Source organism: Tenacibaculum sp. AWR4_210 (assembly GCF_056160945.1).
Genome location: NZ_JBSWYF010000009.1, coordinates 54989 through 72035, shown reverse-complemented (window position 1 = coordinate 72035; position 17047 = coordinate 54989). Strand labels below are relative to the sequence as shown.

At 38.7% G+C, this 17047-nt stretch carries 11 protein-coding genes; 1 reads left to right on the top strand and 10 read right to left on the bottom strand.

All coding sequences use genetic code 11. The annotated features are described in order from the left end of the window. From ACXAG7_RS16045 to miaB, 10 genes are all read right to left on the bottom strand, one after another. A complete protein-coding gene (locus ACXAG7_RS16045; protein WP_476667445.1) occupies window positions 1–2415 on the bottom strand; it encodes a hypothetical protein in 2415 nt (804 codons plus the stop codon). A 132-nt stretch (window positions 2416–2547) separates the two neighbouring features. Beyond that, window positions 2548–5007, bottom strand: coding sequence for a hypothetical protein (locus tag ACXAG7_RS16040; protein ID WP_476667444.1), 2460 nt, complete (start codon window positions 5005–5007; stop codon window positions 2548–2550). Between the two features lie 179 nt (window positions 5008–5186). Continuing rightward, a complete protein-coding gene (locus tag ACXAG7_RS16035; RefSeq protein ID WP_476667443.1) occupies window positions 5187–7574 on the bottom strand; it encodes a hypothetical protein in 2388 nt (795 codons plus the stop codon). A 158-nt stretch (window positions 7575–7732) separates the two neighbouring features. Next, window positions 7733–9367 (bottom strand): chaperonin GroEL, encoded by a 1635-nt coding sequence (gene groL, locus ACXAG7_RS16030; protein WP_476667442.1) that lies wholly within the window; start codon window positions 9365–9367, stop codon window positions 7733–7735. A 59-nt stretch (window positions 9368–9426) separates the two neighbouring features. Then, on the bottom strand, window positions 9427–9702 hold the full coding sequence (locus ACXAG7_RS16025) for a co-chaperone GroES (protein WP_408042785.1): 276 nt from the start codon (window positions 9700–9702) through the stop codon (window positions 9427–9429). A gap of 161 nt (window positions 9703–9863) precedes the next feature. Beyond that, window positions 9864–10202, bottom strand: a complete 339-nt coding sequence (secG, locus tag ACXAG7_RS16020; protein ID WP_408042786.1) for a preprotein translocase subunit SecG — start codon at window positions 10200–10202, stop codon at window positions 9864–9866. Further along, the gene (locus ACXAG7_RS16015; RefSeq protein ID WP_476667441.1) at window positions 10202–10930 is read right to left on the bottom strand and encodes a hypothetical protein; all 729 of its coding nucleotides are present in this window, start codon (window positions 10928–10930) and stop codon (window positions 10202–10204) included. Before ACXAG7_RS16015 ends, secG begins: the two co-directional genes overlap by 1 nt. Before the next feature lie 8 nt (window positions 10931–10938). Further along, complete coding sequence (locus tag ACXAG7_RS16010) at window positions 10939–11445, bottom strand: LptE family protein (protein ID WP_476667440.1); 507 nt, start codon at window positions 11443–11445, stop codon at window positions 10939–10941. A gap of 6 nt (window positions 11446–11451) precedes the next feature. Continuing rightward, window positions 11452–12681 (bottom strand): sigma-54 interaction domain-containing protein, encoded by a 1230-nt coding sequence (locus ACXAG7_RS16005; protein WP_408042789.1) that lies wholly within the window; start codon window positions 12679–12681, stop codon window positions 11452–11454. A 174-nt stretch (window positions 12682–12855) separates the two neighbouring features. Continuing rightward, window positions 12856–14310 carry a tRNA (N6-isopentenyl adenosine(37)-C2)-methylthiotransferase MiaB gene (miaB, locus tag ACXAG7_RS16000; RefSeq protein ID WP_408042791.1) on the bottom strand — a complete coding sequence of 485 codons (1455 nt, stop codon included), beginning with the start codon at window positions 14308–14310 and terminating at the stop codon, window positions 12856–12858. Window positions 14311–14529: 219 nt separating this feature from the next. Between miaB and topA the strand changes: the two genes are divergently transcribed. Then, a complete protein-coding gene (gene topA / locus ACXAG7_RS15995) occupies window positions 14530–17004 on the top strand; it encodes a type I DNA topoisomerase (RefSeq protein WP_476667439.1) in 2475 nt (824 codons plus the stop codon). Window positions 17005–17047: the final 43 nt, after the last annotated feature.

Genomic DNA, 17047 nt, shown 5'->3' with positions numbered 1-17047 from the left:
CTACGGTAAGGTGAGAACTACCTTTTTAGAAATTAGGATTCCAGATTCTGAAATTCCTTGGAGGTGTATTTCAAAATGCTCCTGAAGTTTAGGGTCGAAAGAGTAACTAATTTTTTGATTCTTTGATAAGTGTACCTCTGGTTCCCAGTGTACGGCACCAAAATGTTGAAATTCATTGCTCAAATACGATTTGAATTCAGGGCTGTAGTATTGCTTTACCTTGGCAAAACCACTTTTGGCAACAACAGATCTATCGCGGTAGTTGCGTTTTTTTGCTAATTGTTCAGGAGTTTTACTGTAAATATAGACATGTGCTCTACTTCGCATATCCAAAACAGGACCAAAGAAAATTTCGTCAGCTTCATCCAAATACATCGAGCCTATAATACTGACATCGCGAGATATTTCTACGTCGTCTAAAAACACGCGAACAGGAGTAAAGAGTCCATCTTGTCCTTCAGTAGCAATGTCAGGAGAGGTCGTTTCTGGGTCCGCATTTTTTGGATTTTTAGGGGTCAGGCTCATACGGTTGTGCATCATTCCTCTGGGTTTGAGTTGTAGTAAACCATCATTGCTATGGCGTTTGAATCCTTTGAAGAGAATGAATTCTAAAACCGTTTCACCTGGGCCAATTACGAGCCTGTCTACTTTTTGATATTTGAGCATGCCCCCTCCATTATGGTATCCAGGATCGTTGTTGGTAGTTCGTTTTTTAGAAATCGTTACCTCGTCTAAAACTTCGTGTTTTTTAAACACCTTTTCTAGGTTGTTCAATTTGTAGTTGAGTGTTACAGTGGCTGATTCTTCTGGAAGTTTTACTTGAGATTCAGCTAAAAAGCAGTCCGAAAATTGTAAAATAGGAGTAATAGCTTTGTAACCCTGCTTCTTTTTTAAAGCAAAGGTCATTTTCGCGTTTTTAGTGATGAACGACTTTGGAAATTTGATTTGATTATCTGTTACAGGGAGCTCTCTAAGCAAACTTCCATCGTCTGAAAAAACGAGTACTTTGCTGTTGTTCGGTAACTGTTGGTTGAATTTTCCAGTAATATCAATTCCATTTTCAAAGGCAAAAACCGTACTGGGAGGACTGTTAAAAATATGATCCCAGTTGTATTTACTCCAGCCTTGGGTGAGTAGGAGTAAATCTAAATCTCTCAGTTTTTTAGGATTGGTATTTTTAAAGTAGTATTCACTGTTTTGTATCGCTCCTTTGACATAGGGGCTTAGGACAAAACTCGAAAAAATGTCCTGTTTAGGGCGGTTCCCTTTATGTCCTTTAGGCAAGATACTCGCACTTAAAAACAGACGTTCATTGAGTGGGTTTTGGATTTGGAGGGCCAAACTGTCTTTGGGATGTTGGTTTAGGCTAAGCTCTAAAGTTTTGCTCTTTTGGCTTTCTTTGTGCACGTATACCAAGCGTTCCATTACCGGGGTGTTTTTTTCATTAAATACTGTTACAATATGGATGCCTGGATGCATTTTTTCCTTTTCTACCAGTAGTGCATATTGCAAGTCTTTACCGTTAAACGTAAATTCCTGTTGTTGAAATTGTCGGGTATTGTGTATCAGTAACGTGTAGGATTTTCCTTTGAGTAAGGGGAGTGAGTTTTTGTTGGTTTTTACGGTTACTGTTAGTCGATTGCTATTCGAATTGACTACGCGAATACCGATGCCTCGTTCTTGAATAATAGGATTTTCTTGAGTGAGTACAATTCCGCTTTCGAGTTGAACTTCAAAGAGGTATTTTTTACCACTTCTCATAAATAAAACGGCATTTCCTAAACCAAAATTGTTGGTGCTAAACTCTTTAATAACTAAACCTTTTTCGTCTTTGATAAGTCCTTTAGCGATTTTCAGGCCTTTATTATTTTGATCTTTGACCAAAATACCGATGTTATTGAAGTTGTTGGCAAGTAGATGTCCACCTTCCGGAAATATTTTAAATTCATAAAACTGTTTTTGCCCGAGTTTAGTGGCGGTTTTTGGGGCTTGTATATTATTGATTATGTTGATTTCTTGAAGATAGGAATGATCTTCTTCAAAATTTCGCATCCAATTGGTAGAGGCCTTGATAAAATAGGTAGCTTTTTGCAGGGTAGAGTCTACAGCGATACTACCGCTTCCCATACCATTTTTTAAAGCAACTAGCTGTTGTTGTTGCAATACTCCTTCCTTGTCGTAAAGCGATATGTAGAGGTTGGAACTTGTTTTGTGTAATTTTTGTGAATTTTGCTCTAGCAAATAGGCTTTAAACCAAATCTCTTCTCCTTTAAAGAAACTCGTTTTGTTGAGGTGGAGAAATGGAATTTCTCGCGTGTTTTCAAAATAATTGTTGTAAGCCTCCGAAAGCGTTGATTTTTGTGCAACGGATTGCAGTCCCATAAGCAGGATTCCAAAGAATAGAATTTTTTTCATAGTAACTTCAAATTAGTTGTAGGTAAGATACAAAAAATAGGTCAATTTGGATGTGGATTCGATCGAAAACTGTTAGTTTACAGTACTTAAATAGCTACCCGAGAAATCGGGTAGCTACCTGTTATAAGTGTTTTAAAAGTTTCTTTTAGGAGCGATATGTAGTTTTTGTGAAAAGAGTTGACCACTTTCAGAAATCCCCTCAATAAATATGAGAAATTCTTGTTGTAGCTTTCCGTCAAAATGCAAATGTTGACTTCCCTTAGCAGAGATTTGGGTTTCAGGTTGCCAATAAATGGCGCCGAAATGTTGAAATTCAGGACTCGTATAGGAGTTAAATTCAGGACTGTAATACTCTTTAATTTTTTCAAAACCTTTGTCAATAGTGATACTCGCATTACGACGATGAATTTTGCGTAGTTGGTTAAGGGGTTTTCTGTATAAGTAAATATGTTCAAGGCTTCGTAGTTCATAAACTCGGCCGTAGAATATTTCGTCAATCTCATCGAGATATATAGATTCTAACATCCAACTATTCTCTGTAATTTCTATGTTGTCTAAAAAAATACGAACTTGATAGGAGTTGGTGTTTTCACTGGCTAAATCTGGTGAGGCAATAACATCATCACTAGCTACGCTATTTCTTCTGTGGGTTAATTGGTTTCCCGCACCGAAGTTAGTGCTATTGGAAAAAGAGCTATTTTGAAGTGTTCCTCTATTTCCAGCTCTAGCCTGTAAAACTATATTTTCTTCATTGTTATACGTGGTGCGATAACCTTGGTAATTTAAGTAGTTTAATACGGTCTCTCCTGAGCTTTTCGAAAGTTGGTCCGTCTTTTTTCTAGTTAAAAGTCCAGGGCTGGTATAAGCAGGTTGGTGTTTGGATTTTACTTTTTTGGTAACGGTAACCTCGTCAAGTATTTCTGTAGCTTTGAAGGTCCTTTCCATATCGGGTAGTTGGTAAGCTAGTTTGTAGCGTTTTTGTTGAGGGATATTTGTCAATTGATCATTGGCTAAGCTACTTTTACCAAACTGCAATACGGGAGTAACCGGTTTGAATCCTTTTTTAGTTTTTATCGCGAATGACATTTGCGAGTGTTTAGTGACAAAGGTCATTGGAAGTAGAAATTGGTTGTTAACCACCGTAGTTTGTGTCATTACTTTGCCGTCATCGGAATAGACGAGTAAAAGACTGTTGTCTGGGATGGAAGTGTTGAAGAATCCACGGATGTCAATACCATTCTCAAAGTGAAAGTTGGAGGTTGGCGGATTATTGAATATTTGATGCCAACGATATTTACTCCAGCCCTGAGTCAGCATTAACAAGTCTAAATTTTTTAGTTTTTGATGATCAGGATTTTTCAGGTAATCAGCTGCCTGTTGCAGATTTCCACGCAAGTAAGGACGCAGTAAAAAATTAGTAATTATGGAATTTGTTGGGTTGTAGGCTTTTGTCTTTAACGGCAGTATGCTAGTACTGAAATGCACCTTTTCATTTAGTGGGTTTTGAATGCTTAGCGCAATCGAATCGCTGTGGATCTCGGACTTCAGAATTAATTCATGACTAATTTGACTGCGGTAGTTAAATATACTTCGCTCGAGCAATGGGCGGTTCTCTTCGTCAAAGACAGTGATAATTGAAACACCATTAGGTAGTTGATTTTTAGGAACTAGTAAGGTGTACTGTTTGTTTTTAAGATTAAAAGTAAAAGGCTGTGATCGATATGCTCGAGTGTTGTGAATGAGAATTGTATACGTCTTTTTGTCTAACAGTGGTAAAGAGGCTTCGTTGGTTTTAACGGTAATATTGATATTGTCTTTATGACTGTTAACAACACGTATACCGATACCTAGGGGTTGAGGAGCTACGAGTTCCTCTTTGAGTATTATACCATTTTTTAGATGAGCCTCAAAATAGAGCTTTTCATCGCGTTCGATTGCAATCACAGTACTGCCGAGACCAAATTCGTTCGTATTGAATTCTTTAATAATTTTGCCTGCAGCGTTTTTAATAAATCCCTCTTCAATAGCAACTCCCATATTATTTTGATCTTTTAGGAGTATTCCCACATTATTCTGGATATTGGCTACGAGTTGTCCTCCTTCTGGTAACAGTTTGAATTCGTAATAGTCATTTTGATCTTTGGCAAGGGCAGTGCTTGATTTTTCACTGGAGTTTATGAGGGTGATTTCTTGAGAATAAGAAGTATCGTCACCGAAGTTTCGCATCCAATTGGTACTTGCTTTCAGATAGTATTTATCAGCAGTCAAGGTTGAGTCTAAGGCAATACTGCCCTGTCCCATACCATTTTTCAAAGCAACGAGTTGCTGACGTTGTAGTTTTCCTGTGCTGTCAAATAGAGAAACGTAGAGGTTGGTGCTTGTAGGATGAAGCTTTTCGGAGTTTTGTTCGAGTACATAGGCTTTGAACCAGAGTTCTTCGCCGTTGAAAAAAGTAGTTTTGTTTAGATGAAGATGTGGGATTTCTCGAGTGTTTTGGAAATAGGAATCATAGGCTTCGTGAAGGTTTTGATTCGTTTGTGCATTTGTCATGGTAGCAATTCCAAGACTCAATGCGAATAGAAGTTTTTTCATAGTTTTACAAAGTGTTTAAATTGGAATAAAGTTGTGGTTATGTCAATTTATTTTAGCCCTAGTTCGATTGGTTTCGTTGTGGTGTGTAACTATTTTGACACCTAAAAAGAGCTACCTCCCCTTCATAGGTAGCCCTTGTAAACAAATAAATATAATTGAGAATAAGTGAGGGGTGTTGGTTAAATAGCGAATTTTTGGTAAATGAGTTTTCCTGATTCCGATATTCCCTGTACCTGAATAATCATAGATTCCTGTAACTTTGAGTCAATAGTAAACTCTTTGTTAGTAGCTTTATCGATATGCAATTCTGGCGACCAATGGATAACACCGTACTTTTGAAATTCGTCGCTCATATACGAAGAGAATTGAGGAGTGTAAAACTCCTTCGCTTTAGCAAATCCTCTTTGGATAATCAGACTGTTTTTTCTGTTTTTTACACGAGTCAATTGCTCTGGTGACTTTCTGTAGATATACACTTGTACACTACCGTTCATTCCGATGTTTGCCGAACTGCGATTACCGTAATAGATTTCGTCAATTTCATCTAAATAGGTGGTCTCTAACAACCAAGTTCCGTCTATTTCTACATTGTCGATAAAAAAACGAAAGGGACGATTGAGACCTTGTTGATTTCTTTGAGAGAGATCAGGGCTCCCGCTAGTACCTAAAGCATCGTATGGAGCAATCACTTGCCCATTGACAACACCGATACTGTTGTCTTCGTTCGAATCTGTTCTGCGAATTCTGAATCCTTTATAGTTTAAGAAGTCCAATACGGTTTCCCCCGAACCAACAATCCCATTGCTCACTTTGTTTCGTTTCAAGAAACTTTGATTGACAAAATTAGGGAGCTCTTTTTCTTCTTTTTTGGCACGTACGAGTACTTCGTCAAGTACTTCATAGTCTTTAAAGACATCGTTGATATTAGCGGTAAAACTGGTTGTGGCATAGGGGTTTGTTTCGAGGTGTTTAGGAGCGAGACGCTCAGGTAAGACACTTTTAGAAAATTGCAAAACTGGTAGTACCGCTTTAAATTTTTTCTTTCCTTTTAAGGCAAAGTTTATACGTGTGTTTTTTAATAAATACGTTTCAGCCAATTCAAACTGATTGTTTTTAACCGTGGTTTGCGTGATAAAACGATTGTCGTGTGAGTAAACTAATAAGCTTTGATTGTCAGCGATATCCTTGTTAAAGCTACCTTTGATACGCAGTCCGTTCTCAAAAGGAAATTGTGTTTTTGGTGGCGCGTTGAAAATTTCATTCCAATCGTACTTACTCCAACCCTGAGTGATGAGTAATAAATCCAAATCGCGTAGCTTTTTACTTGACCCATTGGTAAAATAGTAATCCGGGTTTTGTATTTGTCCTTTGATATAGGGCTTTAAAAGAAAGCTACTTATGATCGAGTTTTTGGGTTTATTTCCAATGTGATTACTCGGTAAAATACTCGCACTGAGATACAGTTTTTCTTTCAGTGGGTTGGTGACGTTTATCTTTAATGAATCCCCGTCTTTAACAGTGGTATTGACCGCAATGTTTTTAATCAAAGAATTCTTGTTTACAAAGACCAATCGCTCTAGTAAAGGTCTATTTTTTTCGTTAAAAACAGTGATGATGTTGATTCCAGCAGGCAATTCCGATTTGTTAACCAATAAGCTGTATCGATATTTCTCTTTTTTGAATGTAAAAGGTTGCTTTTTAAAGGCTCTGGTATTGTGGATAAGAATGGTGTATTCCTTGTGTTCCAGGTCGGCTAAGGACTCCTTGTTGGTTTTGACGGTAACGGTAAGTACTTTTGAATTGCTGTTCGTCACTCGTAAATTTACCCCTTGTAGTTGCGCGGGAGCAGTGCGCTGTGTCAGGATATTGCCATCGCTTAAATGAGCTTCAAAAGTGTACTGTGCAGCATTTTTGATGAATAGGACGCTGTTTCCTAGACCGAATTGATTGGTGCTAAATGTTTTGATTATATGACCGTCTTGATCTTTGATGATACCTTTCTGAATAACGACTCCACGATTATTTTTGTCTTTGACCACCAAACCGAGGTTGTTAATGGTGTTTGCCAGTAAGTGACCGCCTTCGGGAAGGATTTGAAATTCGTATTGCTTAGCAGTTGACTTGGCGGCTAAATCACGACGTTTCTCAGAACTCAAGATGTCAACTTTTTGAACAAAAGCGCAGTCCTCACGAAAGTTTTTCATCCAATTGGTAGCGGCCTTTAGGTAATAGGTTTTTCCTTTGAAGCTGGTATCTATTTTAAAGCTTCCTTTTCCGAGTCCGTTTTTTAAGGCGATTAGTTGCTGACTTTTTAAAACACCCCTCTCATCGAATAGCGATACGTAGAGGTTGGAACTTGTTTTGTGTAGTTTTTGAGAATTTTGCTCCAGCATATACGCCTTGAACCAAATTTCTTCACCGGGAAAAAAACTCGTTTTGTTGAGGTGTAAAAAAGGAATTTCTCGTGTATTTTCGAAGTACCTGTGATAGGAGTCTTCAATGGAGCTCTTCTGCGCGTTCGCGATGAAAGTAAACCCCAATAGCAACAGGGTAATGTATTTTTTCATAGTAATTTATTTGTAATTTTTATGAAAAAATTATCAAAGATTGTGCCGAAATACTAATTTTATGTTAAGGAATAGTGTTTTTTATTGTGTGATTATATGTAAAACGGCGTAATTCCTAGGAATTACGCCGTTTTGTGAAATATTAAAATGTTTTAGAATTACATCATTCCAGGCATTCCACCACCCATTGGAGGCATAGCTGCTGCTGGATTTTCTTCTTTGATATCTACTAAAGCACATTCTGTTGTCAAGATCATTCCAGAAACAGAAGCTGCGTTTTCTAAAGCCACACGTGTTACTTTTTTAGGATCGATAATCCCTGCGTCTAGCATATCTACATAGGCTTCTGATTTTGCATCGTATCCGAAATCTTTGTCTCCTTCCAATACTTTGTTGATTACTACAGATCCTTCTCCTCCCGCATTTTCTACGATAGTACGCAAAGGAGCTTCGATAGCTTTATTTACGATCTGGATTCCAGTAGTTTCATCTAAGTTGTCGGTAGTTAATGATTCCAATACTTTTTTAGCTCTTACTAAAGCTACACCACCTCCGGCAACGATACCTTCTTCTACAGCAGCTCTCGTTGCGTGAAGCGCATCGTCAACGCGGTCTTTCTTTTCTTTCATCTCTACTTCCGAAGCAGCTCCTACGTATAATACAGCAACTCCACCAGCTAATTTAGCCAAACGCTCTTGTAATTTCTCGCGATCGTAATCAGAAGTAGTCGTTTCGATTTGCGCTTTGATTTGATTAACGCGTGCTTTGATCTGAGCTTCTTCACCGGTACCATTTACAATAGTTGTATTGTCTTTGTCAATGGTTACAGTTTCAGCAGTTCCTAATAAGTCTAAGGTTGCATTTTCAAGAGAGAATCCTCTTTCTTCTGAAATTACAGTTCCTCCTGTTAAAATTGCGATATCTTCTAACATTGCTTTTCTACGATCTCCAAATCCTGGTGCTTTTACAGCAGCAATTTTCAATCCTCCACGCAATTTGTTAACTACTAATGTAGCCAATGCTTGTCCGTCTACATCTTCAGCGATGATTAATAACGGTTTTCCTGATTGTGCTACTGGCTCTAGTATAGGAAGAATTTCTTGTAAGTTAGAAATCTTTTTGTCGAATAATAAAATATACGGATTGTCTAAATCAGCAATCATTTTATCAGCATCCGTTACGAAGTAAGGAGATAAGTATCCTCTGTCGAATTGCATCCCTTCTACTACGTCAACATAAGTGTCTGTTCCTTTAGCTTCTTCTACAGTAATAACCCCTTCTTTACCAACTTTTCCGAAAGCTTCAGAAATTAAGTTACCGATAAAAGCGTCGTTATTTGCAGAAATAGAAGCTACTTGTTGGATTTTTTCTGAGCTGTCACCAACTTCTTTTGACTGTTTAGCCAAATCATCAGTGATAGCAGTTACAGCTTTGTCGATTCCTCTTTTTAAATCCATTGGATTTGCTCCAGCTGCTACGTTTTTCAATCCTTCTTTAACGATAGCTTGCGCTAATACAGTAGCGGTAGTAGTTCCGTCACCTGCTAAATCATTGGTTTTAGAAGCTACTTCTTTTACCATTTGTGCTCCCATGTTTTCAAGAGCATCTTCTAATTCAACTTCTTTTGCTACAGAAACTCCGTCTTTCGTTACGTGCGGAGCTCCAAAAGATTTAGAGATGATTACGTTTCTACCTTTAGGTCCTAAGGTTACTTTTACTGCATTTGCTAAAGCATCCACACCGCGTTTTAATCCTTCGCGCGCGTCTACGTCAAATTTTATATCTTTTGCCATGGTTTTTCGTTTGAAATTCTATGAATAGAATCGGTTATTAGTTTGAATTGTTTGTCGGATTAGATGATTGCGAAAATATCACTTTCACGCATGATCAAGTAATCTTTTCCTTCGTGTTTAAGTTCTGTTCCGGCGTACTTTCCGTATAAAACGGTATCGCCAACTGTCACTGTTAAAGGCTCGTCTTTCGTACCGTTACCAACGGCAACTACAGTACCTTTCTGAGGCTTTTCCTTAGCATTATCTGGAATGATGATTCCCGATGCTGTGGTCGTTTCTGCTGCAGCTGGTTCTACGAGAACTCTGTCTGCCAAAGGCTTAATAGTTAATCCCATTTTATAGATGTTTTTTAATTTTAAATTTAGATATTTTTAGAATGTCAGAAACTGTGCCACGGCGGTGATGCTGACACAATTTCAAGAATAATAGGGTGTCGAGAAACAAAAAATGCCAACGTGTCATTACGTCGGCATTTTTTTCAGTATGTTGAAGTGTATTATTTTACACTGTCTTGTTGCGTAGTGGTAGTCGCTGGAGTTTGTGCCGGCGCTGTTTGAACACCTTCTAAGGTATTCTCTAATTGCGGAGCGTTTGCTGTCGTTTCTCTAGGAATAGCGAAGTTCGCCATCAAGATCAACGCAAACATAGCAATGGCTAAGGTCCAAGTTGTATTGTCTAAAAAGGAATTTGTGTTTTGAACTCCTCCGATATTTTGCGCACCTCCACCAAATGAAGAAGACAATCCTCCTCCTTTAGGGTTTTGAACCATTACAATTAAGATTAAAGCTATCGCAATTATTAAAATTAAAATTAATACTAAATTATATGTAGTCATTATTTATTGTTTTGTAAAATTTTGATCTTTTTAACTTGGTCTGCAAAGAAACCACTTTTTTCTGGATATTTCAAACTTAATATTTTATAAGCCTGAATAGCACTGTCATATTTCTTTTGTGCCAGGTAAACTTTTGCTAAGGTTTCCGTGGCAAGCTGGTTGTTTTGTTTGTTTTCTGCGACTTTAAAATCACCGGTGTTGTGTTTGCTAGGACGGCTGATTTTAGGACTGGTTTCTATAAATCGATCGATTATTTTTTCCTGTTCCGTTTTCTCTTTAGGAATTTTCACCACAGGTTTGCGCTGAATGGGCTTGCTCTGCGTTAACTCGAGCCATTGATTAAAAGAAAAGGAATCGTTTTGGGTGAACCGCAACGGCTGGTCAATACCCAATTCTTCAATTGCTTTTTTGACTGCTGGTTGACTTCCTTTGAGCAAGCGTTCCTTCAAGGGCTTTTTAGCAGCGACTTCTTTGTCTTTTGTTTGCGCACTAAAGTCAGTAGCCGTAATCAAATCGAATAAAACTGATCGGTCAACAGTATAGGCCGCTGTACGTTTAATTTCCTGATTAAATTTGTAGCTCTCTTTGGTTTGCAACAGTTTTAAGTACAGGGCACGTGCAGGTTGGAAATACGGGTATTTCTCAATGATTTCCTTGAGTGTACTAGCATCTTCTTCTCGAAAGGAAGAGGCTTTGATCAGATTTGATATGTAATTAGGTGTTAACACGATTGCTGTTACCAGTTGGCCACCGAGGCATTAAAAATATCTTGTGTAATTCTCGTTAAAATTTCTTCAAGTGCTGTGTCCAAAAGTCCACCGACTAATTGCTGTGAAGCACCGTAGTCATAGTAGAATGAAAACTGTTTTTCGAAACTGTCTTTTTCCTTTAAATTGTTTGTAAAACGAACGTTGACTACGATGGTCAAACGGTTTTGAGCAGCCGTTTGATTGGCCGTGGCACTCATCGGTGTGATTCTGTAGTCTACAATTTCTCCTTCGAAGAGCAATTCACCACCATTATTAACCAAGGTCAGATTGGTTTGACGGGTAAACAAATCTTGGAAATCTTGAGTGAAGCGTTGACTCAACGTCGGCTCTATGATAGGAGCCTGATTGGGGAAAAAGTTAATTTGTACGGTCTTGGCATTTCCCGTGTCTGCTCCTGAAAATCCGTAAACACCGCAAGAAACTACGGTGAGCACTGTACAGAGTACGAGTAAGTATTTGATAACTATTTTCATTTTTTTTTAAAGGTTGTACTGTTTTATTTTTCGGTAAAGTGTGCGTTCAGAAATTCCGAGTTCTTTGGCCGCTAATTTGCGCTTACCATTATTTTTTTCCAACGATTTTTTAATCATTTCCACCTCTTTTTCTTGAAGCGATAAATTTTCATCTTCCTCGATGGTCTCAATATAATCAAAAGTAGTGTGGTTAGATGTAGTTTCAGGTATTTGTACTACTTCTACCTCAGGTTGTGCAGCAGGAGCTTCTTGATAAATACGCTGTATTAAACGATGGTTGTTTTCTTGTACCTCGGCTGAATTTCCTTCTTTTAGCAGGTCTAAGGTCAACTTTTTTAAATCGTTGATATCGTTGCGCATGTCAAAGAGTATTTTATACATAATGTCGCGTTCACTCGCAAAGTCGTTTTGTGAACTCTGCGTGCTCCCCACTACGGCAGGTAAATTTCCTCGTAAGTTAGGCAAGTATTGTACCAGTTTGTCAGGTGTTATTAAACGATTTTCTTCCACCACAGAAATTTGTTCTGCGATATTTCGCAATTGTCGTATGTTTCCTGGAAAATTATAGGTCAATAACATTTTTACCGCATTTTCATCCAATCGGATAGTAGGCATTCGATATTTCTGGGCAAAATCAGCAGCAAATTTTCGGAACAGTAAATGGATGTCCTCTCCGCGTTCTCGCAAGGGAGGGAGTGGTATTTCAATCGTACTTAAACGGTAGTATAAGTCTTCCCTGAATTTTTCTTTGGCAATGGCCTCGTGCATATTTACATTGGTAGCAGCAACGATGCGGACATTGGTTTTTTGAACTTGAGAAGATCCTACTTTAATAAACTCACCGTTTTCCAACACGCGCAACAAACGTACCTGAGTTGTCAACGGTAGTTCTCCTACTTCGTCTAAAAATATGGTACCGCCGTCGGCCACTTCAAAATAGCCCTTACGCGTAGTAGTAGCTCCAGTAAAAGCTCCTTTTTCATGTCCGAACAATTCACTGTCTATGGTTCCTTCCGGAATTGCTCCACAGTTCACAGCAATGTACTTCGCGTGTTTGCGATGTGATAGGGCGTGTATAATTTTAGGGATACTCTCTTTCCCAACCCCACTTTCACCAACTACAAGTACGGAAATATCAGTCGGAGCTACTCGAATAGCCTTCTCAATAGCTCGGTTGAGCTGTAAGTCGTTCCCGATAATGCCGAAGCGCTGTTTTACTGCTTGAAGTGATTCCATAGTTACTTAGTACTTAAATTCTGCTGTATACGATAATATATGAGTTGCTTTTGTTTTACGTGCGCTTGCATCGCTATTGTCACCTTCGTTTTTTGAACATGCACTCAGTAGCACTAAGCCTAGTAATAAGGCTTGTGTAATTTTCTTTTTCATAGTAATTTTTAAGTTGAATTATTAATTGTTCTCCGAATAATCCACAGCAGTTCCGATCAAGGTGGTAGAGGTACAACTTTCAATTTTTACATTGACAAAATCGCCCATCTTATAATGTTCCTTAGGGAATACTACTACAGTATTCTGAGTGTTTCTTCCTTTCCAGTGTTGGTCTGATTTTTTAGAAGTTCCTTCAATAAGTACTTCCTGAACTTTGCCTACGTGCTCTTGAGCTCTGAACAAACTGTGTTCTTGCTGTAAGTTGATAATCTCCTGAAGACGTCTCTTCTTAATCGCCAACGGAATATCGTCTTCCATCTTTTTGGCAGCCAAGGTACCTGGACGTTCAGAATAGGCAAACATAAATCCAAAACTGTATTTTACCTGACGCATTAAGTCGAGTGTGTCGAGGTGGTCTTCTTCTGATTCTCCACAGAAACCGGCAATCATGTCTTGACTCAGGTTCATTTCAGGAATGATCTCGTAAATGTTTTTCACCAACTCTAAGTATTCTTCACGGGTGTGTAAACGATTCATTGCTTTTAACATGGCATTACTACCACTCTGGATAGGCAAGTGAATGTATTTACAAATATTTTGATGTTTGGCCATTACTCGAATAACGTCTAAAGTCATGTCTTGAGGATTGGACGTCGAGAATCTAAAACGCATTTTTGGAAATTCGGTCGCACACATGTCTAATAACTGTGCAAAGTCAACAGCCGTAGCTTGCGCCATTTCAGAAGCTTTTTTGAAATCTTTCTTCAATCCACCTCCGTACCATAAATACGAATCTACGTTTTGACCTAAGAGGGTAATCTCTTTAAAATTCTTTTCGTGCATCGAACGAATTTCTTCGATGATACTCTTCGGGTCTCTACTTCGTTCACGTCCACGTGTGAAAGGTACCACACAGAAGGTACACATGTTATCACAACCACGGGTAATCGAAACAAATGCCGACACTCCATTGGAGTTCAAACGCACAGGCGAAACATCGGCGTAGGTCTCTTCTTTTGACAAGATAACATTAACAGCGTCGCGACCTGCATCAACTTCTTCTATTAAGTTCGGTAAATCTCTGTAGGCATCTGGCCCAACAACGAGGTCTACAATTTTCTCTTCTTCTAAAAATTTAGCTTTTAATCGCTCTGCCATACACCCTAAAACTCCAACTTTCATTTTTGGGTTTTTTCGTTTGGCATGATTGTATTTTTGCAGTCTGTTGCGAACAGTTTGCTCCGCTTTTTCACGTATAGAACAGGTGTTCACCAAAACCAAATCGGCCTCGTTTATATCTCCAGTAGTATTGAAACCTTGCTCTGCTAAAATCGAAGCGACGATTTCACTGTCGTTCATATTCATTTGACAACCGTAACTCTCTATAAAGAGTTTTTTAGAATTGCCTTCCTTTTGCTCTGTTAATAACGGTTTTCCTTGAATTTTTTCGTCAATAACTTTCTCTACGTGTTCCATAAAATCCTAATATCGTGATGAAAAATAGACTGCAAAGATACAACCAAAATGTATAAGTTATGACAAGATGACAGAAATTAATTCGTAAATTCAGCTCGTTTTGGATTAAATAAATGTAAAATTTTAGAAGACGAGGTCTAATAAAAAAAAAGTGGCTACTTTTGCAAACTATAAAAGTTTACATATAATAAGGTGTAGCTTAGATTAAGAGTAAGAATTATGGCAAAGAATTTAGTAATAGTTGAGTCACCAGCAAAGGCGAAGACTATTGAAAAGTTTTTAGGAAAAGACTATCAGGTAGAATCGAGTTTCGGACATATAGCGGATTTACCGTCGAAAGAATTAGGAGTAAATGTCGAAGGAGATTTTAAACCCAAATACATCGTATCTACAGACAAGAAGTCGGTTGTTAAAAAACTTAAGGATTTAGCCAAGAAAGCAGAAACGGTTTGGTTAGCATCCGATGAAGACCGCGAGGGAGAGGCCATTGCTTGGCACTTAGCGGAACAATTGAAGTTGAAAGAGGAAGGAACGAAACGTATCGTTTTTCACGAGATCACCAAAAAGGCCATATTGCACGCCGTTGAAAACCCTAGAACCATTAATTACAACTTGGTAAACGCCCAACAAGCACGACGCGTATTGGACCGTTTGGTAGGGTACGAATTGTCACCAGTACTTTGGAGAAAAGTAAAAGGAGGACTGTCTGCAGGACGTGTACAATCGGTAGCGGTTCGTTTGATTGTAGAACGCGAACGCCAGATTGAAGACTTTGTTCCCGTAGCGTCATACCGCGTTGATGCGGAGTTTGTTAATGCGCAAGGAAAACGTTTTAAAGCCAAATTAGGAAAGAATTTTGAAACTAAAGAAGAGGCAGAAGCCTTTTTGAATAGCTGTTTAAATGCGGAATTTAGCATTGCTGATTTACAGAAAAAGCCTGCTAAGAAATCGCCAGCACCACCGTTTACCACATCGACCTTACAGCAGGAAGCCTCGAGGAAATTAGGATTTCCGGTTGCGAAGACCATGATGATGGCACAGCGTTTATACGAAGCCGGTTTGATTACCTATATGAGAACGGATAGTGTAAACTTATCGGACGATGCAAAAAGCGCAGCTAAGGAAGAAATATCTAATTATTACGGACCGGAATACAGCAAGCCGAGAAATTACTCGACCAAGGCCAAAGGAGCACAAGAGGCACACGAGGCCATCCGTCCTACAGATATGACCAAGCACGAAGTACATGTGGATTACGATCAGGACAGATTGTACAGCCTAATATGGAAAAGAACGCTTGCCTCTCAAATGAGTGATGCGCAATTGGAGCGTACCGCTGTGAAAATTCAAAATAATGCCAACGATAAGTTATTGGTAGCGAATGGAGAGGTGATAAAATTTGAAGGATTCCTAAAAGTATATTTAGAAGGAACCGATAATGAAGATGAAGAGCAAGCTGGAATGCTCCCTGCCTTACAGGTAGATGAGCGCGTAGAGAATACGTTTATCTCTGCAACCGAACGCTATACAAGACCTTCTGCAAGATATACGGAAGCCGCTTTGGTTAAGCGTCTGGAAGAACTCGGTATCGGACGTCCATCTACGTATGCGCCGACGATTTCAACTATTCAGCGACGTCAATATATCGAAAAAGGAACCGTAGAAGGTAAGGAGCGTGGATACGTGCAGTTAATGTTAAAAGACAACGCTGTTAAAGAGATGAACCTGACGGAAAAAGTTGGTTCTGACAAAGGTAAATTAGTACCTACGGACATTGGTAAAATTGTAAATGACTTCTTAGTTGAAAATTTTGAGTCTATCTTAGATTACGGATTTACGGCGAAAGTAGAGAACGAATTTGATGAAATAGCTTCAGGTAAAGAAGATTGGACGGAAATGATCCGTGATTTCTACAAAGGCTTTCACGTACGAGTAGAGGATGTTGCCGCAAATGCTGAGCGAGCGAGCGGACAACGTTTGTTAGGAATAGATCCAGACAGTGGAAAAAATGTGTACGTGCGTTTGGGACGCTTTGGAGCCATGGTCCAAATTGGAGAGGCGACCGATGAAGAGAAGCCGAGATTTGCCAGTTTACAAGGCGATCAAAATATGAGTACCATTACTTATGAAGAAGCGATGGATCTCTTTAAATTACCTAAGGTTTTAGGACTGTATGAAGAAAAAGAAGTCGAAGTAGCAAACGGGCGTTTTGGACCGTATGTGAAATTTGATTCAAAATACGTATCTTTAGAAAAAGATGACAACCCAATGTCGGTTACTTTAGAACGTGCTATAGAGCTTATTGAGCTCAAGCGTAAAGCAGATGCGCCCATAGCAGAATACGAAGGTATGCCAGTACAAAAGGGTGTGGGTAGATTTGGCCCGTATTTAAAATGGAATTCGATTTTTATCAACGTCAATAAAAAATACGACTTCGACAATTTGTCACAAGAAGACATCGAAACGTTGATTGAAGATAAAAAGAGAAAGGAAAGAGAAAAATTAATTCACAACTTCGAAGAAGTTGGAATTCGTGTGGAAAAAGCTCGATGGGGTAGATTCAATGTTATCAAAGGGAAAATTAAGGTAGAACTTCCTAAGACAACAGAGATAGAGAAACTTACTCAAGACGAGGCTGTTAAGATGATTGAGGCAAAAACACCTAAGAGGAAATCTGTGAAAAAAAAGAAATAAACTATTACTAGCAGAAGATAGTTTTTTTAGTATATTGCGATTC

Excerpts from the sequence above, each read along its gene's own strand:
- ACXAG7_RS16040 (WP_476667444.1), bottom strand. The coding sequence starts at position 5,007 with ATGAAAAAACTTCTATTCGCATTGAGTCTTGGAATTGCTACCATGACA.
- groL (WP_476667442.1), bottom strand. The coding sequence starts at position 9,367 with ATGGCAAAAGATATAAAATTTGACGTAGACGCGCGCGAAGGATTAAAA.
- miaB (WP_408042791.1), bottom strand. The coding sequence starts at position 14,310 with ATGGAACACGTAGAGAAAGTTATTGACGAAAAAATTCAAGGAAAACCG.
- ACXAG7_RS16025 (WP_408042785.1), bottom strand. The coding sequence starts at position 9,702 with ATGGGATTAACTATTAAGCCTTTGGCAGACAGAGTTCTCGTAGAACCA.
- ACXAG7_RS16005 (WP_408042789.1), bottom strand. The coding sequence starts at position 12,681 with ATGGAATCACTTCAAGCAGTAAAACAGCGCTTCGGCATTATCGGGAAC.
- secG (WP_408042786.1), bottom strand. The coding sequence starts at position 10,202 with ATGACTACATATAATTTAGTATTAATTTTAATTTTAATAATTGCGATA.
- topA (WP_476667439.1), top strand. The coding sequence starts at position 14,530 with ATGGCAAAGAATTTAGTAATAGTTGAGTCACCAGCAAAGGCGAAGACT.
- ACXAG7_RS16035 (WP_476667443.1), bottom strand. The coding sequence starts at position 7,574 with ATGAAAAAATACATTACCCTGTTGCTATTGGGGTTTACTTTCATCGCG.
- ACXAG7_RS16010 (WP_476667440.1), bottom strand. The coding sequence starts at position 11,445 with ATGAAAATAGTTATCAAATACTTACTCGTACTCTGTACAGTGCTCACC.
- ACXAG7_RS16045 (WP_476667445.1), bottom strand. The coding sequence starts at position 2,415 with ATGAAAAAAATTCTATTCTTTGGAATCCTGCTTATGGGACTGCAATCC.